The sequence below is a fragment of the uncultured Parabacteroides sp. genome (assembly GCF_905196875.1).
In the GTDB taxonomy this organism is placed as follows: domain Bacteria; phylum Bacteroidota; class Bacteroidia; order Bacteroidales; family Tannerellaceae; genus Parabacteroides.
Window position 1 is genome coordinate 20,514 of the sequence record NZ_CAJJWO010000043.1, and the last position, 23,609, is coordinate 44,122.

Annotated in this window: 14 protein-coding genes; 12 read left to right on the plus strand and 2 right to left on the minus strand. The window is 43.1% G+C overall.

Going from position 1 to position 23,609, the window contains the following annotated elements; genetic code table 11:
- Nucleotides 1-6 precede the first annotated feature (6 nt).
- The 3 genes from QZ076_RS14385 (at nt 7) to QZ076_RS14395 (ending at nt 5,663) form a co-directional block, all read left to right on the plus strand.
- Nucleotides 7-420 carry an ATP-binding protein gene (locus QZ076_RS14385; RefSeq protein ID WP_293714151.1) on the plus strand — a complete coding sequence of 138 codons (414 nt, stop codon included), beginning with the start codon at nt 7-9 and terminating at the stop codon, nt 418-420.
- A 78-nt stretch (nt 421-498) separates the two neighbouring features.
- A complete protein-coding gene (locus QZ076_RS14390) occupies nt 499-2,886 on the plus strand; it encodes a TonB-dependent receptor (protein ID WP_293714153.1) in 2,388 nt (795 codons plus the stop codon).
- Between the two features lie 110 nt (nt 2,887-2,996).
- Nucleotides 2,997-5,663, plus strand: coding sequence for an ATP-binding protein (locus tag QZ076_RS14395; RefSeq protein WP_293714155.1), 2,667 nt, complete (start codon nt 2,997-2,999; stop codon nt 5,661-5,663).
- Between the two features lie 5 nt (nt 5,664-5,668).
- On the opposite strand, the gene QZ076_RS14400 is transcribed toward QZ076_RS14395, so the two are convergent.
- Complete coding sequence (locus QZ076_RS14400) at nt 5,669-6,670, minus strand: HAMP domain-containing sensor histidine kinase (protein WP_293714157.1); 1,002 nt, start codon at nt 6,668-6,670, stop codon at nt 5,669-5,671.
- Nucleotides 6,667-8,031 (minus strand): sigma-54 dependent transcriptional regulator, encoded by a 1,365-nt coding sequence (locus tag QZ076_RS14405; protein ID WP_293714159.1) that lies wholly within the window; start codon nt 8,029-8,031, stop codon nt 6,667-6,669. Before QZ076_RS14405 ends, QZ076_RS14400 begins: the two co-directional genes overlap by 4 nt.
- Nucleotides 8,032-8,351: 320 nt before the next feature.
- Between QZ076_RS14405 and QZ076_RS14410 the strand changes: the two genes are divergently transcribed.
- The 9 genes from QZ076_RS14410 to QZ076_RS14450 all read left to right on the plus strand — a co-directional run.
- Nucleotides 8,352-9,245 carry a hypothetical protein gene (locus QZ076_RS14410; RefSeq protein WP_293714161.1) on the plus strand — a complete coding sequence of 298 codons (894 nt, stop codon included), beginning with the start codon at nt 8,352-8,354 and terminating at the stop codon, nt 9,243-9,245.
- A gap of 128 nt (nt 9,246-9,373) precedes the next feature.
- Entirely contained in the window at nt 9,374-10,852 is a 1,479-nt protein-coding gene (locus QZ076_RS14415) for a TolC family protein (protein WP_293714163.1), read from the plus strand.
- Between the two features lie 4 nt (nt 10,853-10,856).
- Nucleotides 10,857-12,107, plus strand: coding sequence for an efflux RND transporter periplasmic adaptor subunit (locus QZ076_RS14420; protein WP_293714165.1), 1,251 nt, complete (start codon nt 10,857-10,859; stop codon nt 12,105-12,107).
- 21 nt (nt 12,108-12,128) lie between these two features.
- The gene (locus QZ076_RS14425) at nt 12,129-14,501 is read left to right on the plus strand and encodes an ABC transporter permease (protein ID WP_293714167.1); all 2,373 of its coding nucleotides are present in this window, start codon (nt 12,129-12,131) and stop codon (nt 14,499-14,501) included.
- A 16-nt stretch (nt 14,502-14,517) separates the two neighbouring features.
- Complete coding sequence (locus tag QZ076_RS14430) at nt 14,518-16,887, plus strand: ABC transporter permease (protein WP_293714170.1); 2,370 nt, start codon at nt 14,518-14,520, stop codon at nt 16,885-16,887.
- Nucleotides 16,888-16,919: 32 nt separating this feature from the next.
- Nucleotides 16,920-19,238: an ABC transporter permease gene (locus QZ076_RS14435; protein ID WP_293714172.1), complete on the plus strand. Its 2,319-nt coding sequence runs from the start codon at nt 16,920-16,922 to the stop codon at nt 19,236-19,238.
- An 18-nt stretch (nt 19,239-19,256) separates the two neighbouring features.
- Complete coding sequence (locus QZ076_RS14440) at nt 19,257-20,315, plus strand: hypothetical protein (protein WP_293714174.1); 1,059 nt, start codon at nt 19,257-19,259, stop codon at nt 20,313-20,315.
- 16 nt (nt 20,316-20,331) lie between these two features.
- Nucleotides 20,332-22,725 carry an ABC transporter permease gene (locus QZ076_RS14445; protein WP_293714176.1) on the plus strand — a complete coding sequence of 798 codons (2,394 nt, stop codon included), beginning with the start codon at nt 20,332-20,334 and terminating at the stop codon, nt 22,723-22,725.
- 134 nt (nt 22,726-22,859) lie between these two features.
- A partial coding sequence (locus QZ076_RS14450) for a DUF4369 domain-containing protein (protein WP_293714178.1) occupies nt 22,860-23,609 on the plus strand: 750 nt, incomplete at its 3' end.

The following is a 23,609-nucleotide window of genomic DNA, read 5'->3' on the forward strand; positions in this document are numbered from 1 at the left end:
TCCATTATGATGATGAATAAAGAAATCAGGATTACCAACAATTTGGAAGAAATATCCCATTTATATGAATTCATTGAAGAATTGGGTGAGATACTTGATCTGTCTTCAGAGACCACGATGAATATCAACCTGGCACTGGAAGAAGCTGTAGCCAATATCATCATGTATGCATACCCGGAAGGGGAAGAGCATGAAATATTGTTGAAAGTGACTTCCAGTCCACAGCAACTCATCTTCCTGTTGACAGATAAAGGACAGGTATTCGACCCGACACAGGTACCCGATGCCGAAATCAATTTGTCGATCGAGGAAAGGGCCATCGGAGGGCTCGGGATTTTCCTTATCCGCAGTATCATGAACGAGATTTCGTACCAACGATTGGGGGATGAAAACCTGCTGATAATGAAAAAGAACCTATAAAGCCATATAAACCGGATCATACATGATCCACAGTTGTAGTTTTTATATACCTTTGTCATTTCTAATAAGAATACAAAGATGAATAAAAAACTCTTCGCCTTTTTACTGTTTCTTGCCTGCATCCAGATCGTACAGGCTCAAAAAAGTTATTCCATAAAAGGAATCGTAAAAGAAACGGTTAGTGGCGAACCGATCCCTTATGCTACTGTCCTGATATGGAACACTACCCAGGGAACAGCTACCGACTCCATCGGAAATTTTGAGATAACAGGGGTTACTCCCGGTAGTTACCGGCTTCAGGCCTCTTTTATCGGCTACAAACCGACTGTAACAGCTGAGTTCCGTGTTGCTAATAAAGATGTCTATTTTCCGATCGAACTTGAAACAGCGAGCGAAAGCTTGCAGGAAGTAAACATAGTAGCCTCCCCTTTCCGTAAAACGGCAGAAAGTCCGCTGGGATTACGTGTCATCGGTTTCAAGGAGATAGAGAAGAGTGCCGGGGGTAACCGGGATATTTCACGCGTAGTACAATCATTTCCCGGAGTGGCTTCTACTGCAGCCTTCCGAAACGATCTGATGGTAAGAGGCGGCGGGCCATCCGAAAATCGTTTTTTTCTGGATGGAGTCGAAATACCGAATATCAATCACTTCTCTACACAAGGAGCTTCCGGAGGACCGGTAGGAATCATCAACCCGGATTTTGTACGCGAAGTAAACTTCTATTCGGCCGCATTTCCCGCTGCCAGAGGGAATGCACTTAGTTCTGTGTTAGATTTTAAGTTGCAAGATGGGAATAAAGAAAAGTTTTCTCTGCGAGGTACGCTCGGGGCCTCTGATGTAGGTGTATCGGTCAATGGTCCGTTAGGAAATAAAACCACCTATCAGGTATCTGTACGCCGTTCGTATCTGCAATTCCTGTTCGATATGATCGGTTTACCTTTTCTTCCGACTTTCACGGATGCTCAGTTCAAGATCAAACATGCTTTCGACAAGAAGAATGAACTGACATTCATCGGGTTAGGAGCAATCGATGATATGAAACTGAATACCGGGATGAAGGATATGAGCGAAAAGAACCAATATATCCTTGCCTATCTGCCGGTTGTAAAACAGAAGACCTATACGCTGGGTGCCGTATACAAGCATTATACAGGGCGTAATATCTACTCTCTTATCGTCAGCCGTAGCCAGATGAACAATAAAAACATAAAATATCGCGATAACGATGAAAGTTCACCGGTCAACCTCACCTTGAATTACCGGTCGGATGAAATTGAAAATAAATTTCGCACTGAAAATATCTTCCGCCTGCCTTATATCCAACTGCATGTAGGAGGGAATATCGATTATTCGGAATATACGAATAATACATTTCAGAAACAATTCACCACCATTCCAAAAGAAATCAATTATCAGACAGATCTGGGACTCTGGAAATGGGGATTATATGCTACGGCTATCTATGAAAGCGTGAACGAACGTTTTACCGCTTCACTGGGTCTCCGGACGGATGCTAATAATTATTCATCGAAAATGAATAATATATTCGACCAGCTATCTCCACGCCTATCGCTATCATACCGGTTGGTGGGAGACATGTATCTAAACGCGAACCTGGGACGTTACTACGAATTGCCTCCTTACACCGTGATGGGATTCAAAGACAATAACGGAGAATATGTAAATAAAGCTAACGAACTACAGTATATCCGTAGCGACCAGGCCGGATTAGGACTGGAATACCGCCCTTCATCCTACCTTAAATTTACGGTTGAAGGATTTTATAAACACTATAACTATTACCCGATGTCGGTTATCGACAGTATTCCACTGGCTTCCAAAGGGACAGACTACGGTGTACTGGGGAATGAGGCTGTCACCTCCACCGCCACCGGACGTGCCTACGGTGTGGAACTGATGGGGCGTTGGTATAATTATAAGGGCCTTACATTCATCGCTTCTTATACCTATGTCCGCAGCGAATACAAAGACGGAAGAAATACAGGTAAATATATACCCTCCGCATGGGACAACAAGCATCTTCTCACTTTCAGCGGTACTTATTCACTTCCTAAAAACTGGGATGTGGGAGCAAAACTGAGGGTAGTAGGCGGTGCACCTTATACTCCCTACGATGTCGAAAAAAGTAGTTATGTAAATGCATGGGATGCCAGTGGCAGTCTCTACTACGATTACAGCCGCTTCAACAGTGAGCGTCTGAAACCGTTCACCCAACTGGACCTGCGTATAGACAAAACATTTTATCTGAAAAATATAATGTTGGGGCTCTATATCGACGTACAGAATGTACTTAATTCCAAATACAAAGAACAGGATGTCTATATTAAAACAGGGAAAATACTCAATCCGGAAGCTCCACTGGATAAGCAACAGTATGAATTAAAACCAATAGAACGCATGACCGGAACATTATTGCCCAGCATAGGAATCATGATCGAAATATAATACCCTTGATTTTCTTCCGTTTTTATTAACCATAGTTCTGCAATAGATAGCAAATTATTCCTATTTTTGTAGCCGGGAAAACAGATAATAATTTGCCTGAGGAAAAGTCAATGCATAAAGCAGTTCTAATAAATATTATACACCACATACAAACTCTATTCATACTTGTATGCCTGATGTGGTCTGTCCCGACGCTAGCAGAAGAGGTCCATCCGATCCTCATTATCAGTTCTTATAACCCGGATACCCGGAACACCACACAGAACATTTCCGAATTCATGGAAGAATATAAACGACTGGGAGGTACTGCCCCTGTTATTATAGAAAACATGAACTGTAAAAGTTTACCGGAAGCTCCCCTATGGAAAGGGAAAATGAAGACCCTGCTCAATAAGTACAAAAATGAGAATACCCCACAGATCACCATCATTCTCGGACAAGAGGCCTGGTCTTCCTATTTATCGCAAGATGAACCTGTTTTAAAAGGTATTCCTATCTTGTGTGGAATGGTAAGTAGCAACGCGGTCATATTGCCGGATTCAAGTGTGGCACTCTCCGACTGGGACCCAGAAAGCATCGATATACAAGATCAAATCAGCAAGGAACATTTTCTGTCGGGATTTCTGTATACGTATGACGTTAACAGGAATATCCAATTGATCAGAAATCTTTACCCTTCCACCGAACACATAGCTTTAGTAACAGACAACAGCTACGGTGGCATTGCTCTGCAAGCTCTGGTGAAAAAAGATTTGAAATCATTCCCCGATCTGGATCTTATCTTATTGGATGGCCGAAAAAATAATATATACACCATTATTGAGCAAATCAAGCAACTCCCCAAGGAAACAGCTATCATGCTCGGAACCTGGCGCGTCGACGTGAACGATGGTTATTATGTAGGCAATGCTACATACACCATGATGTCGAGCAACCCGAATTTACCGGCATTCACTCTGACCTCCACCGGATTAAGCCACTGGGCAATCGGCGGATATATTCCTCAATACAGGCCTATCGGAAAAGACCTGGCTAAACAGGCAATCGATATCCTGACCGGCAAAGTGCAACAAAAAGATTTGCGTGCGATAAGTATTCCCAATGCCTATACTTTCGATGCACGAAAACTGAAAGAGTTCAATATCGATAAGAACATACTGCCGGAAAATTCTATCCTGATCAATACGGAAGGAAACTTGTTTGTAAAATACAGATTTGAAATCTTATTGATCGTTGCCTGCATATTACTGGTTTTCCTTTTGATGATCCTTCTTTTCCTGTTCAGAACCAACAGACTGAAAGACAAACTGATGGACCTGCAAAAAGACAACGAGATCATTATGAACAACATTCAGGCCTCCATCCGTTTCATCAAGCCCGACTATTCCGTGAAATGGGAAAATGAGATCAAAATGTTATGTGTCCCCAAATACGGCCCGAAGAATTGCTGTATCGTAAAAGACGGCCAGAAGCCTTATTGTGAAAATTGCGTATTGATCTCAGCAATGGAAAATAAAAAGCCTTTCGACATAGTAAAAGAATGCGAACCAGGCAAATATATACATACCCTTGCCAATCCGATCATCGATTCGAATAACAGCTTATTGGGAGTTATTTTCAAGAAAGAGGATGTCACCAAACAGAAGTTGGCGGAGAACGAATTACGTTTGGCTAAAGAAAAAGCGGAGGAATCCGATCATCTGAAATCAGCCTTCCTGGCAAATATGAGTCACGAGATCCGTACACCACTCAACGCTATCGTCGGTTTCTCCGGGCTACTGGCTATGACTGAAGATAGTGAGGAACGTGAGGAATACATCAACATTATCAACAACAACAATGAATTGTTGCTGCAATTGATCAACGATATCCTCGACCTCTCAAAGATAGAAGCCAACACGCTCGAGTTTGTTTATTCGGATATCGATATCAATCAGTTGTTATGCGATATCGAACAAACATCACGTCTGAAAGCTGCCGACGGTGTACAGGTTTCATTCGTAGAAAAACTGCCTCATTGTATTATCCGAACGGACAAGAACCGCTTGTCACAAGTAATAACCAACTTTATTAATAATGCGATCAAATTCACGAAGGAAGGTAGTATACGCTTCGGATATAAGCATAAAGAAAACAAGCTGCTTTTCTATGTCTCAGACACAGGTTGCGGTATAGACAAGAAAATAAAAGACAGTGTATTCCAACGTTTTGTCAAACTGGATAGCTTCGCACAGGGAACAGGACTCGGTCTGTCTATCAGCCAGATGATCGTACAGAAGCTGGGTGGTGAGATCGGTGTGGAGTCTGAGATTGGACAAGGGTCTACTTTCTGGTTTACATTACCCGACACGGTTATAGAAGAATCACACATAGTTCCCGTTAGCTCCAACAAGGTTGAAATAAATACAGAGAACCAGACAGATAAGAAAGCCTCCACTTTGCTGATAGCAGAAGATAACGAAAGTAATTATACCCTGATCAAAGCGATCCTGAAAGACTATAACCTGCTACATGCATGGAACGGTCAGGAAGCCGTCGATTTATATCGTAAGTATCATCCGGACATGATTCTCATGGACCTTAAGATGCCTATTATGGACGGATATCAGGCTACCCAGGAAATACGTAAAGACAATACGATTATCCCGATCATCGCCGTTACCGCTTTTGCTTTTGCCGAAGATGAACAACGGGTCAGCCATAGCGGATTCAATGGTTACGTAGCAAAACCGATCAAACCGAATGATCTGAAAAAGAAAATTACAGATCTTTTGTAACAAGCTTATAAAGCACGCGTTCCGGGAAAAAGCATCGTAAAAACGGTTCCCTTCTCCATTTCGGAAATAACGGTAATATTACCTCCATGACGATTCATAATCTGTCGGCACACACTGAGCCCGATCCCCGAGCCTCCGGGCTTAGTGGTAAAAAATGGAACAAAAACTTTGTCAAGTGCCTCCGGTACGATTCCGCTCCCATTATCCGATATAGTTATAACAGGTATCCCTTCCCGCCTGAAAGCCTCTACACGAACTTCAGGAGAGAGACTTTCGCTACAAGCTTCCACCGCATTCTTCAAGAGGTTTATAAGTACCTGTTCGATCATACCGCGATCGGCATACAACCTCAACTCAGACGGTTTAATAGAATAAACAAAACGGACATCATTAGCCGGCACCAGTTTCTGTATATCGTCAAACAAAGCCGATACCGGAAACAACTGCATGGTAGGTGCCGGAATACGGGTTAATTTCCGGTAGTTCTCTACAAAGTCCAGTAGGCCCTTACTCCTGCGGTGGATTGTCTGTATAGCCTGGAGCATAATCCCATAATCGCGTTCATTCATCCCATTCGATTCGGCACGCTCTGTTACTGTCTCCGACAAAGAAATGATAGGCGCAATTGAATTCATGATTTCGTGAGTTAATACACGGATCAGTTTTTGCCAGGCTTCTGTCTCCGCTTCAGCCACGACTGAATTGTAAAGCCTCGAACGGAAAGCATTCAATGCCTCATTCATAGAATGGGTGAGCTGCGCCTCCGCCCCACCCGACGAGGGAACAGGGAAAGAAAGATTCAGATCGCCATAATGTATATTAGCGATCAGGTGTTCCATCCTACGGATTGTTTTCTGCTGATCCCAATATAAAGAACAAGCCAACAGAATCAAGATTACTCCTACCATAACTGTCGTAAAATAAAGACCTTTCAATAATAGGAATGCAATTGCCAGCGACAAAAGCACGATCAATATGATCTTTATCAAGATGATATAACGTTTCATAAGCCCAGTTTATCTAGTTTCCGGTACAGGGCAAAACGGGTAATGCCCAGTAATTCAGCGGCACGGGTCACGTTTCCGTCGGCACGGCGCAGGGCACGTTCGATAGCTTCCTTCTCCAGAATACTCAGATTCAGTTCTTCTGTGTCGGCTTTCTTCTTTGAAGCAGAGGGCTGGAGCATAAAGTTTTCCGGTTTCAGCATTTGCCCGTCGGACAAAATAACAGCGCGTTCAATAGCATGCTGTAATTCACGGACATTACCGGGCCATTCATAATTTTGCAACTTGGTACGTGCATCACGGCTCAGACCTTTGATCTCTTTCTTATACTTACGGGCGTAACGGGAAAGGAAATAATCGGCCAGCAACTGAATATCGTTTCCTCGTTCACGAAGGGGCGGTATATGCAATTCGATCGTATTGATACGATAAAGCAGGTCCTGGCGAAAAGTCCCCTCCTCTACCATATTCCGTATATTCATATTGGTTGCACATATCAGGCGAACATCGATGGAGACAGGTCGGGTAGCTCCCAGACGAGTGATCTGTTGCTTCTCTATCGCAGTAAGCAATTTAGCTTGCATAGGCATACTCAGGTTTCCTATCTCATCCAGGAAAAGGGTACCACCCGTGGCCACTTCCATACGCCCTGGTTTATCCCGGCGGGCATCCGTGAAAGCACCCTTTTCATAACCGAAAAGTTCGCTTTCAAAAAGTTGTTCGGGTATACTCCCCAGATCGATCCCGACAAAAACCTGTCCGGCACGTGGCGAATGATGGTACAAGGCACGGGCTACCAGATCCTTGCCCGTTCCGTTCTCACCCAAGATCAGGATATTGGCATCCGTATAGCGTAACTTTTCAACAGTAGAGAAAATATCCTGCATAGCATTACTTTCACCTATAATTTCAAAGCCGGCCTCTTCCGTTGTTTCAAGTGCTGCAACTTGACGTTTCAAGGATCGTACTTCGGTTCGGCTTTCACGAAGTTTCAGGGCAGCTGATAAAGTTGCCAGCAATTTCTCTTTCTCCCACGGTTTGGGTATAAAGTCGGTCGCTCCTGCCTTGATAGCACGCACAGCTTTTTCAGTATCGGCATACGCAGTTATGAAAAGGACGACAGCATCGGGGTCGACCTTTTTTATTTTTTCAAGCCAGAAAAAGCCTTCCTGCCCGCTGATAGCATCACGACGGAAATTCATATCGAGAAGAATCACATCCGGTGCATAACTCTCCATGAAATGCTCAATCCGTTCGGGTTGTGTGGTGACACGTATCTGCTCTACATAAGGTTCCACTAATAAATTCAAGGCAAAGAGGACATCCTCATTGTCGTCGATGATAAGTATTTTTCCCTGTTTCATATCAATCTCCTTTTTTTAAAATACAGTCTATTTGGGAAGACACAGTTCCCAGTACTAGTAAGTCACTATTACCAACACTGGTAAGTCATCCTTCCCTGAGGTGAAAGAATCACTCTCCCGAAAGCTCCTATAAGCGTGGTAAAGATAAGGATTAAAACGATAGGCAGAACGTTCGGTTACGCACGTTTTTCGTGCGGAAAAGCACAGCTAAAAAAGCAGATTTATTACTTTACCCATTTAAATTATTAGCTGGAAATCGTTATAAATCAAAATTCTTTCTACATTTGTATAATTTACAATTAATCACTTAAACTCTCATTATGAAAAGAATCCATCTTGTTATTCCTTGCTTATTGGCACTACTCGTAACGTTTAGTTGCCAACAACCGGCACAGACCGATGGCGCATGTTCAGAAAAAGACATGCCTACAGAAGAAACAGTAATGGCTGTTCTGATCGACACTCCTCAGATTACAACACCGCCGGCCCGGTTAAAACTCGATCCCTTTTACAAAAAATACATGAATGTAAACGGCATACATGTGGTCAGTTCCTGGCGCGTACCCGACTCTTGTTTCTATACGGCCTACGTAAGTATCAAAGCATTAACCGATGTTCTACCTAAAGAGGTACTTGAATCGATGACCAACCGGGATACCCGTATCGGGATCATGGCACGTTACGAAGGGACTACCGATATTCCCGAACATGCATTCCTGGCGAGTGATACGACCCTGAACTGGGATGTGCGGGCCAGAGGGTTAGGTGGTACGCTTCACATGCCTTTCTCCACCTGCGCGGAAGAAAATATCATGGCTTACCAGATCGACAAATATCATGCGGAAGACATTCTGATCCATGAATTTGCCCATACAATACATAATGTAGGCATTCGTCCTGTCTATCCGGACTTCAACGATGAACTGCAAGCCTCTCTCGACGCTGCCATCGCTAAAGGACGCTGGAAAAATGTATATGCCTCGACAAATATTGAGGAATACTGGGCTGAAGGTGTTCAGAACTGGTTTAATGTAAATGCAGAAGTCGATAACGACGGAGGAGACGGTAAACACAACAAGATCAATACCCGTGAAGAACTACAGCGGTACGATCCGGGATTATATAATATCCTGGCCCGTTTCTTCCCCGAAGTAAAAGAACAGGTAAGCCGCCATAAAAAAGTGAATCTATATAACTGGCAGGAAAACGACTGATCGTATCAGCTGTGCGTAGACGCACATTCTTTGTGCGCTGACGCACTAACCATTAAAACAGATCAGCACCTTAAACACTAATTATCAGCACTTTAAAAATGTGGCATGTTATTTGTTTTTAATAAGACATGACACATACAAGAACATACATATTATCCGCTATCCTTGTCATACTGACCGTTATCCCGGCTCATTCGCAGGATACGTTACACCTGACATTGTCCGAAACCATCCGCATAGCACAGGAACAATCTCCCCAGGCTATCGCCGCCCGCCATTCATTCAGGGCTGCTTACTGGAACTGGAGGTCTTTCCGTGCCAATATGTTACCGAGCCTGACCTTCAACTCCTCCCCTTCTCTGAACCGATCGATCAGTTCGGTTACTTTACCTGACGGGGGAGAAAGTTTCGTACACCGGAATCAACTGATGGTGGATGCGGGATTTACTATCAACCAGAATGTTTCGCTGACGGGAGGTAGCCTCTTCGTCAAGACTGCGCTACAACGGCTGGATCTATTCTCTGAAAAAACAAGTTCTTATAACAGCAGTCCGGTCGTAGTGGGATACGAACAGGACCTGTTCGGGTATAATCAATTTAAATGGGACCGCAAAATAGAGCCATTGCGTTACACCGAATCCCGCAAGAACCTGATAGAGACGTTAGAACTTGTAGCGACACAGGCCACAACACAGTTCTTTCAGCTCGCCACTGCACAGACCAACTGGGAAATAGCCCAATATAATTATGCAAATGCCGACACCTTATTTCAATATGCACAGGGAAGATACAATATCGGAACTATCACAGAGAATGAAATGCTGCAACTGGAATTGAATCTTCTGACAGAACAAACCAATATGATGAATGCCCGTATCGAAGTTGACGATTGTATCCAGTCGTTACGCAGCTACCTCGGAATCAAAGATGCTTCGGAGCTGGTTTCCATAACAAACGGAGAAATTCCTCATTTCACAGTCGATGTAAAACAGGCCTTGGCACTCGCTTACGAAAATAATCCCGAACCGGAATACCTGCAACGTCGCCAACTTGAAAGTGAAAGTGCCGTAGCACAAGCGAAAGCATCCCGGGGGTTCAAAGCCGACCTGTACATGCAATTCGGACTGACCCAGACAAACGAACATCTGAAAGAAGCCTATCGCAGCCCGATGGATCAACAGTTGATAAGCCTCGGTATCCGGATTCCCATCCTCGACTGGGGTGTCGGCAAGGGAAAAGTGAAAGTGGTCCTCAGCAACCGCGACAAAATATATACGGAGGTAGAGCAATCGCGCAACGACTTTGAACTGAATGTAATCAAGATGGTCAAACAATTCAACCTGCAGGCCGACAAGGTTACGATCGCACAAAAAACAGATCAGACAGCCAGACGCAGGAACGATGTGGCACAAAAGTTATATCTCCTGGGTAAATCGACCATCCTCGACCTCAACGCTTCCATCAGTGAGAAAGACCGGGCACGACGGGATTACATCACTGCTTTATATAATTACTGGAGCCTGTATTACGGCCTGCGTAGCATGACTGGCTATGATTTTGAGCAAGGTCGGGAACTGACATTCAATTACGAACAATTAATGAAATAAGATAATGGACAAACCTATTGAAAAGAAACCTGTATATTACCGTTACCGCTGGCACATTGCCGGAAGCATAGCCTTTGTTATCCTATTGGTCTATGTATCGATCGTCGCTTCCGGAGGACGCAAATTACGTACCGAGGCTGAAAACCTCATCATAGGTGAAGCAACAGCCGATAAATTCCTGGAATATGTAGATGTGGAAGGAGTAGTTCAACCGATCCTGACCATTAAGATCAATGCCAGGGAGGCCGGGAGTGTAGAACGTATCGTCGCAGAGGAAGGTACCATGCTGAAACTCGGGGATACTATCCTGACCCTGACAAATCCGGACTTGGTACGTACCATCGACGACCAACGCGACGAATGGGAAAAACAATTGATTTCTTATCAGGAAAAAGAGATCGAAATGGAACAAAAAAGCCTTGACCTTCAAAAACAGACTTTACAAACCACGTACGAACTCAATCGCCTGAAAAAGAGCTTTACCCTCGATGAAGAAGAATTCCGTATGGGGGTAAAAAGTAAAGCGCAACTGGACGTACAACGCGATGAGTTTGCCTACAAGACCCAGAGTACGGCCCTCCAACTGGAAGGTCTGCGCCATGACAGTGCCGCCACAATCCTTCGCCGCGAACTGATGAAAAACGACCTCGAACGCGAACGGAAAAAGTACGCCCGTGCACAGGAGCGTATGGACAACTTAATTGTCCGTGCCCCTTTAGCCGGCCAGCTCAGTTTTGTAAAAGTCACACCCGGCCAACAGGTACAGAGTACCGAAGCGATAGCCGAAATAAAAGTACTGGATCAGTTCAAAGTGCATACGGCATTAAGCGAATACTATATCGACCGCATCACGACAGGCCTGCCCGCCACCATCAGCTGGCAAGGAAAAAAATATCCGCTGCGTATCACTAAAGTCGTTCCGGAAGTAAAAGACCGTAACTTCGACGTCGACCTCGTTTTCACCGACGAATCCCCTGAGAATGTCCGTATAGGAAAAAGCTTCCGCGTACAGATCGAACTCGGACAGCCGGAAGAAGCACTGGTCATCCCACGTGGCGATTTCTTCCAGACCACCGGAGGACAATGGATCTATAAACTGAACGAAGCCGGCACAAAAGCCCGGAAAGTAAATATCGGCATCGGTCGTCAAAACCCGCAACAGTATGAAATAACCAGCGGATTACAACCGGGTGATAAGGTTATTGTCACCGGATATAGTACTTTTGGAGACGCAGAAGAGCTGATATTAAAATAAAAAACGGAGCATACTATTACCATGAAAATATTATTACTGGCTATCCGGTCGTTATCACGTTTCCGGATGTACACAGCTATCAATATACTAGGATTAGCCATGAGTCTGGCCTGTGTGATTATCTTATGCAGATATATTCATCGGGAAGTAACGACAGATCATTTCATCAAAGATCTCGACAGGGTTTATTATACTGTATTAGATCGCAATTCCGATAAACAACCCTTCATTGCCGGTCGTTCGGATGATTCCTCTATCCCTGATCCGTTAACTGAAGCATCGGTAGAAATAAGTAGCTCTTTCATACCGATGGATCAGGACCGAATCGCTTACGATGATAAAAAATTCAATGTAAGACTATTGGCTGTAGATAGTAATTATTTGAAAATTATGACTTATCCAATCCTGAGATCCAACCATAACTCTTTATTCAGTCAACCGGATGAAGCTGTATTGACAAAAGAATTTGCCCGGAAAGTATTTGGTGACACAGACCCGATAGGTCAAACCTTTATACATACATCGGGCAATATCGCTACCGTAACCGGCATCCTCGATGAGCCGGACACACAGGTATCCTATCCTTTCGACCTGCTGGTTTCCGTTGGGTTACAAAAAGACTGGATGAGACTGAACGCATTACTGGTACGTCTCAAACCTCATACGGATGTGGAGGCATTCAACAAACGGTTCGATCATTATACCGAAGCACGATCCTGGGGGTCGTCCATCCGCCTACAACTATATCCGCTAAAGAAATTCTATTTCGATAAGCAGATGAGATGTTACTACAACGCCTGCCAGAAAGGAGAGTACAGCCATATCGTCGTACTGTCGATCGTTGCTCTTCTGTTATTAATTGTCGGGGTATTCAACTTCGTAAATATCTATACAGTACTCATGTTAAAACGTGCCCGTGAATTCGGTATGAAGAAAGTATTCGGGGCAAACAGTAAACAGGTAGCTATACAACTCTATCTTGAAAACCTGTTCATGACAACGATCGCTCTTTTTGGAGCCTGGATATTTATTGAACTCAGCACAGAGATTGTTCAGGGGATATTAGGTATTCCGATCGTACCCAATACATCATTCAATATAGCGTTATCGACAGGGATACTCTTTCTATTACCGGTCGTCACATCCGTTTATCCATTTATACGCTACAATTATTCGGCACCGATCACTTCACTCCGTTCTATCAACCGGAGCGGAGGTTCTACCGTCTCCCGTTCTATATTTCTGGGAATACAATATGTTATTACGATCGTCTTGGTTGTCGTCTCGATCTTCTTTATCAAACAACTGGACTTCATGCTGAATACAGACCTGGGATTCCGGACGGATCATATACTGAAAACACAACTATTGCATCAGCCCAACTCCGATAAAGAAAGGGAAGAAGCCTATCGAAAAGCAGAACTGTTCGAACAACAAATAAGTACTTCACCTTTATTCGAGCCTTATGTCTTTGGAGAGACACCATATAGTCACACCGATTATACCTATCCGATAAAAGCCCCGGGAGGAGAATACAAAGATGTCATCTGCCAGAGTATTTCTGAAAAATATTTTAAACTCTTCGATATCAAACTCAAAGAGGGACGATTATGGGACGATGCTGTCGATTCGCCTACCGAATATAACGTTATCATTAACGAGACAGCACAAAAGTTATTCAATATCAAGAATCTGGATAATGCGGAAATAGAAGCGGAACGTGCTTTCTACATATCCAACATGGAAGATTTCAATACCAGCAAACGATATAAGGTAGTCGGTATCATAAAAGATTTCAATACCGGACATCTATCAAAGGCAACACAGCCGATAGTATACTATTATTATAAAAATGATCCGCGTGATCCTTTCATGGCATACATTCCTGCCGGTAAAGAACAGGAAGCAATCTCTTTCCTCAAAAAATTGCATGAGGAAGTAGAAGGTGGCGAATTTAAATACTCTTTTATTTCGGATGAGATAAACGACCTGTACAGCAAAGACAAACAGATAACCAGTATCTACTCCGTCTTTGCCATCATCGCCATTCTGATCTCTTCGTTAGGGCTATTCGGTCTTTCTCTCTTTGACGTACAACAACGCTATAATGAAATAGCTATACGCAAAGTAAACGGGGCAACCACTACTAACGTCATGCAAATGCTTCTTCGTAAATATTACAAGCTTTTAATAGTAGCTTTCCTGATAGCCGCTCCTGTCTCCTGGATCGCGATCAATAAATACCTGGAAGACTTTGCGAACAAGACATCTGTTTCCTGGTGGATATTTATCCTTGCCCTATTCATAACAGCCGGTATCTCATTGGCAACATTGATCTGGCAAATACATAAAGCGGCACAGACCGATCCGGCAAAAGCTATGAAAACGGAATAATAAAAAACAGACAATCATGAAAATTCTATTGCTGGCTATACGTTCTCTTTTTAGATTCAGGTCATATACCCTGGTAAATATACTCGGACTAGCATTAAGCCTGGCCTGCGTGATCATTATCAGCCGATACATATACAGCGAAGCTACGACCGATCATTTCAACAAAAAACATGAGCAGTTGTACCTGAGCCTGCGCCATCGGGGAAACGGCGAACTGCCACCGATCCTGTGTACTACGGATAATGTGCTCATGAAGAAAAATTATATCAATCCGCTGGATATTCCGGAAATAGAGAAAAGGACTTCTTTTGTCTCCCTCAGCGACGTAGAAATCAGTGTAGACGAGAAGAAATTTAATGCGCATGTATTAGCTACAGATACGCTCTTCCTGCAATTGTTGGACTATCCGGTGCTGGAAGGCGATCGTACCCGCTTGCTGGCCGATCCTAAGGAAGCAGTTATCACCGATAAATTCGCACAGAAGTTGTTCGGTAAAGAGAATCCGGTCGGCAGGAATATAGAATATAATGGGAATATCCTTACGGTAAGAGGCGTTACGGGGAAGACGAAAACACAAAGTTCCCTCGACTTCGACCTCCTGATATCAAAAGAGTTGCAATGGCGCTGGCCTCCGGTGAACTACTACAGTATCGCACGGGCTTTTCCCGGCGCCAGTACCGCACGGATTAATGAGAAACTCAAAGCGAACTATAATGCAGACGATAACAACAGTTTCCTTTTCCAGGTTATCCCGCTGGACAAACTTTATATGGACAAGACTGTCGACAAAGGACAGAACACGTTTCGCCAAGGAAATACGGACAGCCTGAAGATACTGTCATTCGTAGCCGTCTTACTTCTGTTGATCGGGGTATTCAACTTTATCCACATAAGTTCGGTCGTTATCATTAAACGCAACCGGGAGTTGGGGATGAAGAAAGTATTCGGGGCCAGACCTGCCCAACTGTTTGTCCAGTTATATGCAGAAAACATGGTGCTAACGGCAATCTCCCTCTTTCTCAGCTGGATGATCATCGAAATAACCAACCCGTTACAGATAAACCTGTTCGGCATTTCGCCTGTTGTCGGATCGTCTTTTAATGCCATATTATCGCTGGGGCTTCTGGTCGGATTACCGTTGGTCATCACTCTGTATCCTTTTTTCAACTATAGTTTCCGGCAGACGATCCGTTCACTGCAAGGAACAGTTCCGGAAAAAAGCAAGATGGGAACGCGCTCGGTCTTTTTAATCATACAGTATGGTATCACCTGCTGCCTGATCATTTCTTCCCTGTTTTTTATAAAACAACTTCATTTCATGCTGAATGCCGATCTGGGATACCGGACAAAGGATATTATAAAGGTATGGTTCATGCGCCCTTCCTCCCAAATGAGTTACGGGCTGGAAGACCAGAAACGGTCTGATGAGATTTCGTTTAAAGTACAAAATGCCATCAAAGCGTCTCCTTTATTTCAATCCTTTTCTTATGGTCTGAGCCCGTATGAGATGCCTGCCGACCAGTCCAATAAACAAAACATGCGCATTCCCGGAGGAGAATGGCAAGAAGTACTTCATGTAAAGGTATATAATAGCTTTTTCGATGTATATGAGATACCGGTTTCCAAAGACAGACTCCCGGAAAACGAACATGAGATACTTATGAATGAAACGGCCGGGAAGCTATTCAGGAAAGGCGGGCAAAGTCCTGCGGAACTGGAAATGGAGTCATACGACGGGATCAACTCATACCTAATAAAAGGCTTCATACCTGAATTTCAAGTCGTACATCTTTCACAACGCAACCAACCGGTCGTCATCACTACCAAAGATGTAAAAGACGAGCTTTTCTGGCCCGGTAAACTAATGGCTTCTATTGTCCCAGGGCAACGCCAGGAAGCAATCAGGTTTCTGAAAGAACTTCATGCCAGAACTGTCGGGGGCGAATTCGAATATACATTTGTAGAAGACGAGATCAGTGCCATGTATGAAAAAGACCGGTTAGCTACCCGCATCTACTCCGTCTTTGCAGTAATCTCCATCCTGATCTCTTCAATGGGGTTATTCAGTTTGTCATTATTCGACATTCAGCAACGATACAAGGAAATAGTAATTCGCAAAATAAACGGGGCTACGACGGGAGTTATCATAAAATTGCTATTAAGAAAATATTACAGGCTCCTGGGGCTTTCATTTATAATAGCCACCCCGGTTTCCTGGCTGGTTATCACCAGGTATATGGAACACTTCGCAAACAAAGCGCCGTTATCATGGTGGCTCTTTGCCGTAGCATTTCTGCTTACCGGCGGCATATCCCTATTCACTCTGATCTGGCAGATACGTAAAGCTGCCGGAACCAATCCGGCAATAGCCATCAAAACAGAATAAGAACTAAACTTGCAATAAATATTCGCACAACAATGAATATGCTACAACACTATTTTAAACTGGCGGTTCGTAACCTGCTTAAATATAAATCGCAAGCCATCATTAGTATTGTTGGCCTAGCGGTAGGGTTTACCTGTTTTGCACTGGCGACTTTATGGATACGCTACGAACAGACTTACGATACTTTTCATGACGGCGCCGACCGTATTTATATGATACGAATAACATCTGAAATGTACAACGAAGGTATATCCCAGATCACGCCCTATCCGCTGGCCGCTTTTCTGAAAGAAACATTCCCGGAAGTAGAAACAGCCTGCAATATGCAAGCCTGGAACTGTGAATTCAAATACAAAGGGGCAGAATATAGTTCGTATGAAATAGGAGTCGACTCTACCACAATGGAAATGTTCCGATTTGATGTGATAAATGGAAGCAGAAACTTCATGCTTCCTGATAATCAAGAGATAGCCATTACCGATCAACTGGCCCATAAACTATTCGGAACGGAAGATCCGATCGGTAAAGAGCTCGATATCTATGGGAACAGGAAAATATGCGCCATTGTAAAACCCTGGGATATACATAGCAATATGCCTTTTGAAATCCTTGTATCGAACAGGTATGAGAAAAAGTGGAACATGTCTTCCTGGCAAACTTTCATCAAGCTAAGAAAAGGAGTCAATATAAAGACTTTCGAAAAGAAACTGAAAGAGTTTAAAGCAGATAAGGATCCATCATTTTCAATCAGTAAAACAATACTGACACCGATCACGAGCATACGTTACGACCGTCCCAACCGGGAAGTAACAGTGAAATATGAACACATCCTATTATTTGCTTCAGCCAGCGGTCTTGTTATCCTTTGCGCCTTATTCAACTATCTGACTCTGTTCATTACCCGAATCCGTATGCGTAACCGGGAAATTGCCCTTCGTAAAGTATGCGGTTCATCCGACAGCAACCAACTGGTCTTATTTGCCGTCGAATATATGCTGACGCTGGTACTGGCTTTATTTACAGGCCTGATACTGATCGAACTAGTACTACCTATATTTAAAGAGCTCTCTGAAATAAAGCTGGAAAACACGGCCATTTATCTTTCAGCAGTGAAGTATTCAGGGATTATTGTCATTCTTTCATTCCTGTTATCCTTATACCCGATTTATTATTTCAGACGTCAGACTTTAAACAGCATGCTGAAAGGATCTGCCGGGGGAAAGAACAAAAATATATTCCAGAAGATCAGCATAGTCGCACAGTTCATAATCAGTATCTGTTTCATTTTTTGCTCTATCATACTGATGAAACAAATCTATCACCTGAACCAGGCCGATTATGGGCTCGAGCGGACCTGCCGGGCAAACGTCAGTGTCTATCCGGTTATCGGAGGACTGAAAGAGGAGATCAGCAAGATCCCGTTCGTCACGGAGGTATTCCCGGATGAACTGTCACCTATTTTTCCTCGCTACGCCCGTTCTTTCCAAAGTTTGAACGAATGGGAAGGATGTCAGGATTCTACCACATTCATACATTTCGAGATGATCGACTGTAATCAGGAATACTTCCGGTTCTACGGAATGAAACTTGTTGAAGGCTCAATACCCTCTAACGGTGCCGGCAATCAGATTTTGGTAAACCAAACAGGGATTAAGGCGTTGAATATGGATCATCCAGTCGGAAAAACAATGTTGAAGGGAGAATCGCAATACGTTATTGCCGGAGTCGTTAAGGATTTCTATATCGCTCCGCCTACCGTCCCCACCAAACCGATCATGCTGGTATTCCCAAAAGAATTTACTTCCGGTAACGGTGAAAGTGCCCTTTTCAAATACCAGAAAGGAACCTGGCCTCAATGTAAACAACGGATCGAAAAGCTGGTGAAAAAGCTTAACCCGGACAATCGCTATTGTAATATTGGGAATATGGAAGAGGAATATGCCAAATTCCTGAAATCTGAGAATGCCTTGTTATTGATGCTCGATTTTGTTACATTGGTATGTATCCTGATCTCCCTGTTCGGTATCTTTTCACTTGTCACTCTCGACTGTGAACAACGCCGGAAAGAAATAGCCATCCGGAAGGTGAATGGTGCAACGACACGTCATATCATGCGTAATTTCTTCCTGAAATATATGTTGCTATTGTTCATCGCCTCCGCTGTCGCTTTCCCGGTCGGTTATCTCATTATGAAACCCTGGATACAGAATTACGTGCTTCAAACAAGCATCGATTGGTGGATATATCCGGCCATATTGCTCTCACTGATACTTCTAATCACACTCTGCACAAGCTGGCGGATATGGAGGGCTTCCAACCAGAATCCGGCGGAAACAATTAAATCTGAATAAAATTAAAACAATATAGATATGAAACAATTAGTATGCTTTCTCACTTGTCTATCCGTATTTCTCTCCTGTTCCGATTCGAAGAACAAAGGAGCCGTAAAAACGTATAAAGTCGATACAGACATCACAAACACATTATCAGGTCAGGTAGTCTTTGCCGGACAAGATGTACATACTTATTACGACATAAATATTACGGACGATTACTATGCTTTTATGGACTATTACAGTGATACGCTCCTGCAGGTCAGAGACAAAAACGACTTCTCCCTTTACCAGATAGAGATGAAGGAGAAAGACACGTTCCTTATCTCCTACCCGTCTTTTACTAAATATGATTATGCCAACAAGAATAAAAAAAATGCAATCACGATCTGGGATAACGACTCACATCTATTGAAACGTGTTGACTTGAATCAGACACAATCCTCCCCTTTCATATCCGGTGAAACAAATTCACTTTCGGAATATACTCCGGGAGGCGGATTCACAAATTGTTGTCTTACTGCAAGCGACCTGTATGCCGTATCGTTCAGCCCGGGAAAACCGCAAGTATTTTATTCTTCCAATGGTACTTCAGGACAATATGCAGTTCCTGCCTATCCTAAAATCACCGTCCCCATACCCGATAATGTACGCAGGGAAGCTTACGTCAGCGACCTGGTAGTTAATGAAGAAAAGGGAGTGATCGTAGCTGCTCTTCGCTTTATCGATTGCGTAAATTTTTACAATCTTAATTGTGAGATGACAGGTTCTGTTTCTTTTGCCGATTACTACACCATCCCGGTTCCCGACATCACCAATAAACACCTAGACGCCGAACAGAGCAAAAAATGTTTTATCGATATTTGTAGCTCAAACCAATATGTATTCTGTCTGTTTGACGGTTCGACAGACTTCACCGGTAATTCGGTCCTTTATGTATTCGACTGGAACGGAAAACATAAAGCCACCTTACAAGCCGATCGCAATTTACGTAAGATCGCCACGGAGAAATCAGGTAAATACTTATTAGCTTTGTCACCGAACGAACAAGGAGGACGCGACGTAGTAAAATATGATTTGAAAGGAAAAATCTGATAAACGAACATAATTCATGATACAACACTATCTTAAGGTATCCATCCGGGAACAATTTAAATATAAAACACAAGCCATTATCAGTATCATTGGCCTGGCTATCGGTTTTACAGCCTTTGTCTTAGGTGGATATTGGTTGTGGTGGGAAACGCATTTCGACAACTTCCATCCCAACAGCGACCGCGTTTATTGCCTTACAACAACCGGATTGGTAAAAAAAGCGACTGGTGCTGATGCTGATCTCGACCAGTTACATGTAAACGACCTGGCAGAGATAAAGAAGTTGCTACCCGAAATTGAAAAAGTCTGTACTTTTACTGATTGCTTTTATACGATAAAAAGTAACCACGGTAGCCAGATGTTATACGGCCTCATATGTAATCACTCCTTTTTTGATTTCTTCCAGGCAGATTTCATTACCGGAACTTATAAAGGTACCTATCCGAACGGGGAATCCGTTATCCTCACCGAAAGTACTGCAAAAAAGTTTTTCGGGACAACAGATTGCATCGGCAGAACATTCGAACTGAATGGTCAAACCCACCCGATTGTCACCGGAGTCATCAAAAACTATCCGGACAATTCGGATTTAATATTTCAGTTCCTATTGATCAACAAAGTAAAGCCAATCCCCAACGTCAGACGGAATAAAACATATATCCGGCTGATGAAAGGCGCAAATACGAATAGAGTAAAAGAGAAACTTGCAACCTATAAAAGCCATGCTGATGACCCGTGGGGTACAGAACATATCGAACGGTGGAAAATCAATTTACGGACTCTCCCGGAAGTCCATTTATATTGCCATCCCGAACTGGAAAACAGAATACGAAATATCCATATTCTGGCATTAGCCGGCTTTATGGCCTTTCTGAGTGCATTGATGAATCTGTTAGTCTTGTTTATCGGACAACAACAACGCAAACAAACCAAAAACAGGACCTATCTGTGTATCGGGGCATCCCCTAAAGACATGTTGTTGAAAGGCTGGATCGAATTATTCCTCCCTATGCTCATGGCTTATCTACTGGCTTTTTGCCTGATAGAAGCCATCTTCCCCTACTACGAAAGCTATACAGCCTGGAATCACTATGGGATTTATGAGGGGATATCGCGGCGAATCGACAAAGCCGCGTTATTTTCGAATGTAATCATATCCTTAGTAGCCAGCACCGTAATATTCTGGTTACTCACTATTCTTCCTATACGAAATATATTGTGCAACCGGAATACTAACCCTGTGATCTTTAAGCGAGGGTTAATTGTCGGTCAGATATTTATCGGCTCGTTATTTTTTATCACTTCACTCATCCTTTTCCAACAGTTACATTTCATATTGACAAAGGATAAGGGGTTGAATTATGAAAATGTGATTCAGGTAGATATGGGATACGAAAACGCGTATGAGCAAGATCTCAGAGTATTAGTGCCGGAACTTAAAAATCATCCGTATGTAACGGACGTTTGTTATGCGGCAACCAATTCCGGGATATTCACAGAACAGGGAGATTGGTATGGTTCTATGGACATCCATTTATCATTCGACCCTACTGAACCCGATCACAAAAGAAGTGATCATTTAATGATCGTCAGTAAAGAATTCTTCTCCTTCTTTGAAATGACTTTAAAGCAAGGAAGCTGGATTGGAGAAAGCAATCCGGATGATTATATCGTCAATGAAACCGGTTTTAAAGACTTGGGGCATGAAGATTTACTGGAACGTTCCATATACAATAGTAAAGGCATTTCGAATCAGAAAGTAGCCGGTATCATCAAGGATTATATTTATGCCCCTATGCAATACCCTGTGCAGAAAACTTTCTTCCGGCTATATACGGATCAGGATGTAAAAGAGTATATGCCTGTCCAATATTTTTATGTCCGCTATCTTCCTGAATATAAGAAAGAAGTACTGGATCATATCGTTAATGTGAGCCAGAAACTAAATGTTCATGGAGTCAGCAAAGAAAATATGTGTATAAAGCTAACCGATCTGGTCGACAAATTCAATCGTCCGGAAAAAGTGATCTTCAGCGTATTCAGTATAATTGCGATCCTCTGTATCCTGATTTCTACTTTCGGTATTTATTCACTGGTCACTCTTTCTGCCCAGCAACGGAAAAAAGAGATCGCCATCCGCAAAGTAAATGGAGCCACTTTCCTGCATATCCTGCAACTCTTCTTCCGGGAATATCTGATACTGGTAATCATCAGTAACCTGTTTGCCCTGCCATTGGGATTTATCCTGATGCAACGATGGCTGGAGACCTATGCAAATCACACCAGCCTGACGATATGGCCTTTTATAGCCGTATTCTTCATCACCGGTGCGATTGTTCTTCTTTCTATCTTCCGACAGGTAAAGGAGGCAGCACAAGCAAATCCGGCAGAATCGGTAAAAGCAGAATAACAAATACTGGTACTTCCCAAAAAGAATTAATAATTGGATTCCATTGGAGATAATATACCGATATATATAAGAATCTTTCATACTTTCGTATATTCATTTAACCGAAGTATGTACATTCTATAAAGATAAACTATATGAAGACAAACTTTTTATTTACATTGTTAACCGGATTAATGCTGCTCAGCGGCTGTTCGGAAAAACCAGCAACAACTTATACCATAAACGGTACTATTCCAGACAATTCGCTGGATGGTAAAATGATTTACATCTACAATCGTGACAACAACAATGTCAATGTAGACAGCACTGTCGTTACCGGAACGACCTTCACTTTTTCAGGAAAGATGGATACAGCCGCTTACTGCCTCATTGATGCCAGCCGCGAATATTATGTCAACTTCATTCTCGAAAATGGAACAATCAATCTTGACCTGAGCAAACCTGTATCCCCGTCAGGAAGTCCTTTGAACAATGAGATTACACTTTTTTTTGCAGCACAGGACAGTATGAGGAACCTGATCGATTCCCAACGGGAAGCATTTATGAAACAAACAGAAAATGAGGAAGAACGTATGCAGCTACAGAAAGACCATTTCCAGAAAGAATGGAAACCAGCTTATCTGGCTATGCTCGACGCATTCTTCAACAGAAACCTGAATAACCCGATCGGAGCTATTGCCTTGAACTATATGGACGGTTACCTTTCTCCCGACCAGATAAAAGCAAAACTGCCTCTACTGGGCGAAGTGGTTCGCAACACCCCTGCCATGCAAGAAAGGCTACAACGCTTCAAAGCATTAGAAGATACAGCCGAAGGAAAACCGTTTACCGACTTCACCATCGAAGCAGAAGACGGCAGCAAAGTATCCCTGTCCGACTATGTA

Coding starts and splice junctions, on each gene's coding strand:
- QZ076_RS14385 (WP_293714151.1), top strand. CDS start 7: ATGATGATGAATAAAGAAATCAGGATTACCAACAATTTGGAAGAAATA.
- QZ076_RS14390 (WP_293714153.1), top strand. CDS start 499: ATGAATAAAAAACTCTTCGCCTTTTTACTGTTTCTTGCCTGCATCCAG.
- QZ076_RS14395 (WP_293714155.1), top strand. CDS start 2,997: ATGCATAAAGCAGTTCTAATAAATATTATACACCACATACAAACTCTA.
- QZ076_RS14400 (WP_293714157.1), bottom strand. CDS start 6,670: ATGAAACGTTATATCATCTTGATAAAGATCATATTGATCGTGCTTTTG.
- QZ076_RS14405 (WP_293714159.1), bottom strand. CDS start 8,031: ATGAAACAGGGAAAAATACTTATCATCGACGACAATGAGGATGTCCTC.
- QZ076_RS14410 (WP_293714161.1), top strand. CDS start 8,352: ATGAAAAGAATCCATCTTGTTATTCCTTGCTTATTGGCACTACTCGTA.
- QZ076_RS14415 (WP_293714163.1), top strand. CDS start 9,374: ATGACACATACAAGAACATACATATTATCCGCTATCCTTGTCATACTG.
- QZ076_RS14420 (WP_293714165.1), top strand. CDS start 10,857: ATGGACAAACCTATTGAAAAGAAACCTGTATATTACCGTTACCGCTGG.
- QZ076_RS14425 (WP_293714167.1), top strand. CDS start 12,129: ATGAAAATATTATTACTGGCTATCCGGTCGTTATCACGTTTCCGGATG.
- QZ076_RS14430 (WP_293714170.1), top strand. CDS start 14,518: ATGAAAATTCTATTGCTGGCTATACGTTCTCTTTTTAGATTCAGGTCA.
- QZ076_RS14435 (WP_293714172.1), top strand. CDS start 16,920: ATGAATATGCTACAACACTATTTTAAACTGGCGGTTCGTAACCTGCTT.
- QZ076_RS14440 (WP_293714174.1), top strand. CDS start 19,257: ATGAAACAATTAGTATGCTTTCTCACTTGTCTATCCGTATTTCTCTCC.
- QZ076_RS14445 (WP_293714176.1), top strand. CDS start 20,332: ATGATACAACACTATCTTAAGGTATCCATCCGGGAACAATTTAAATAT.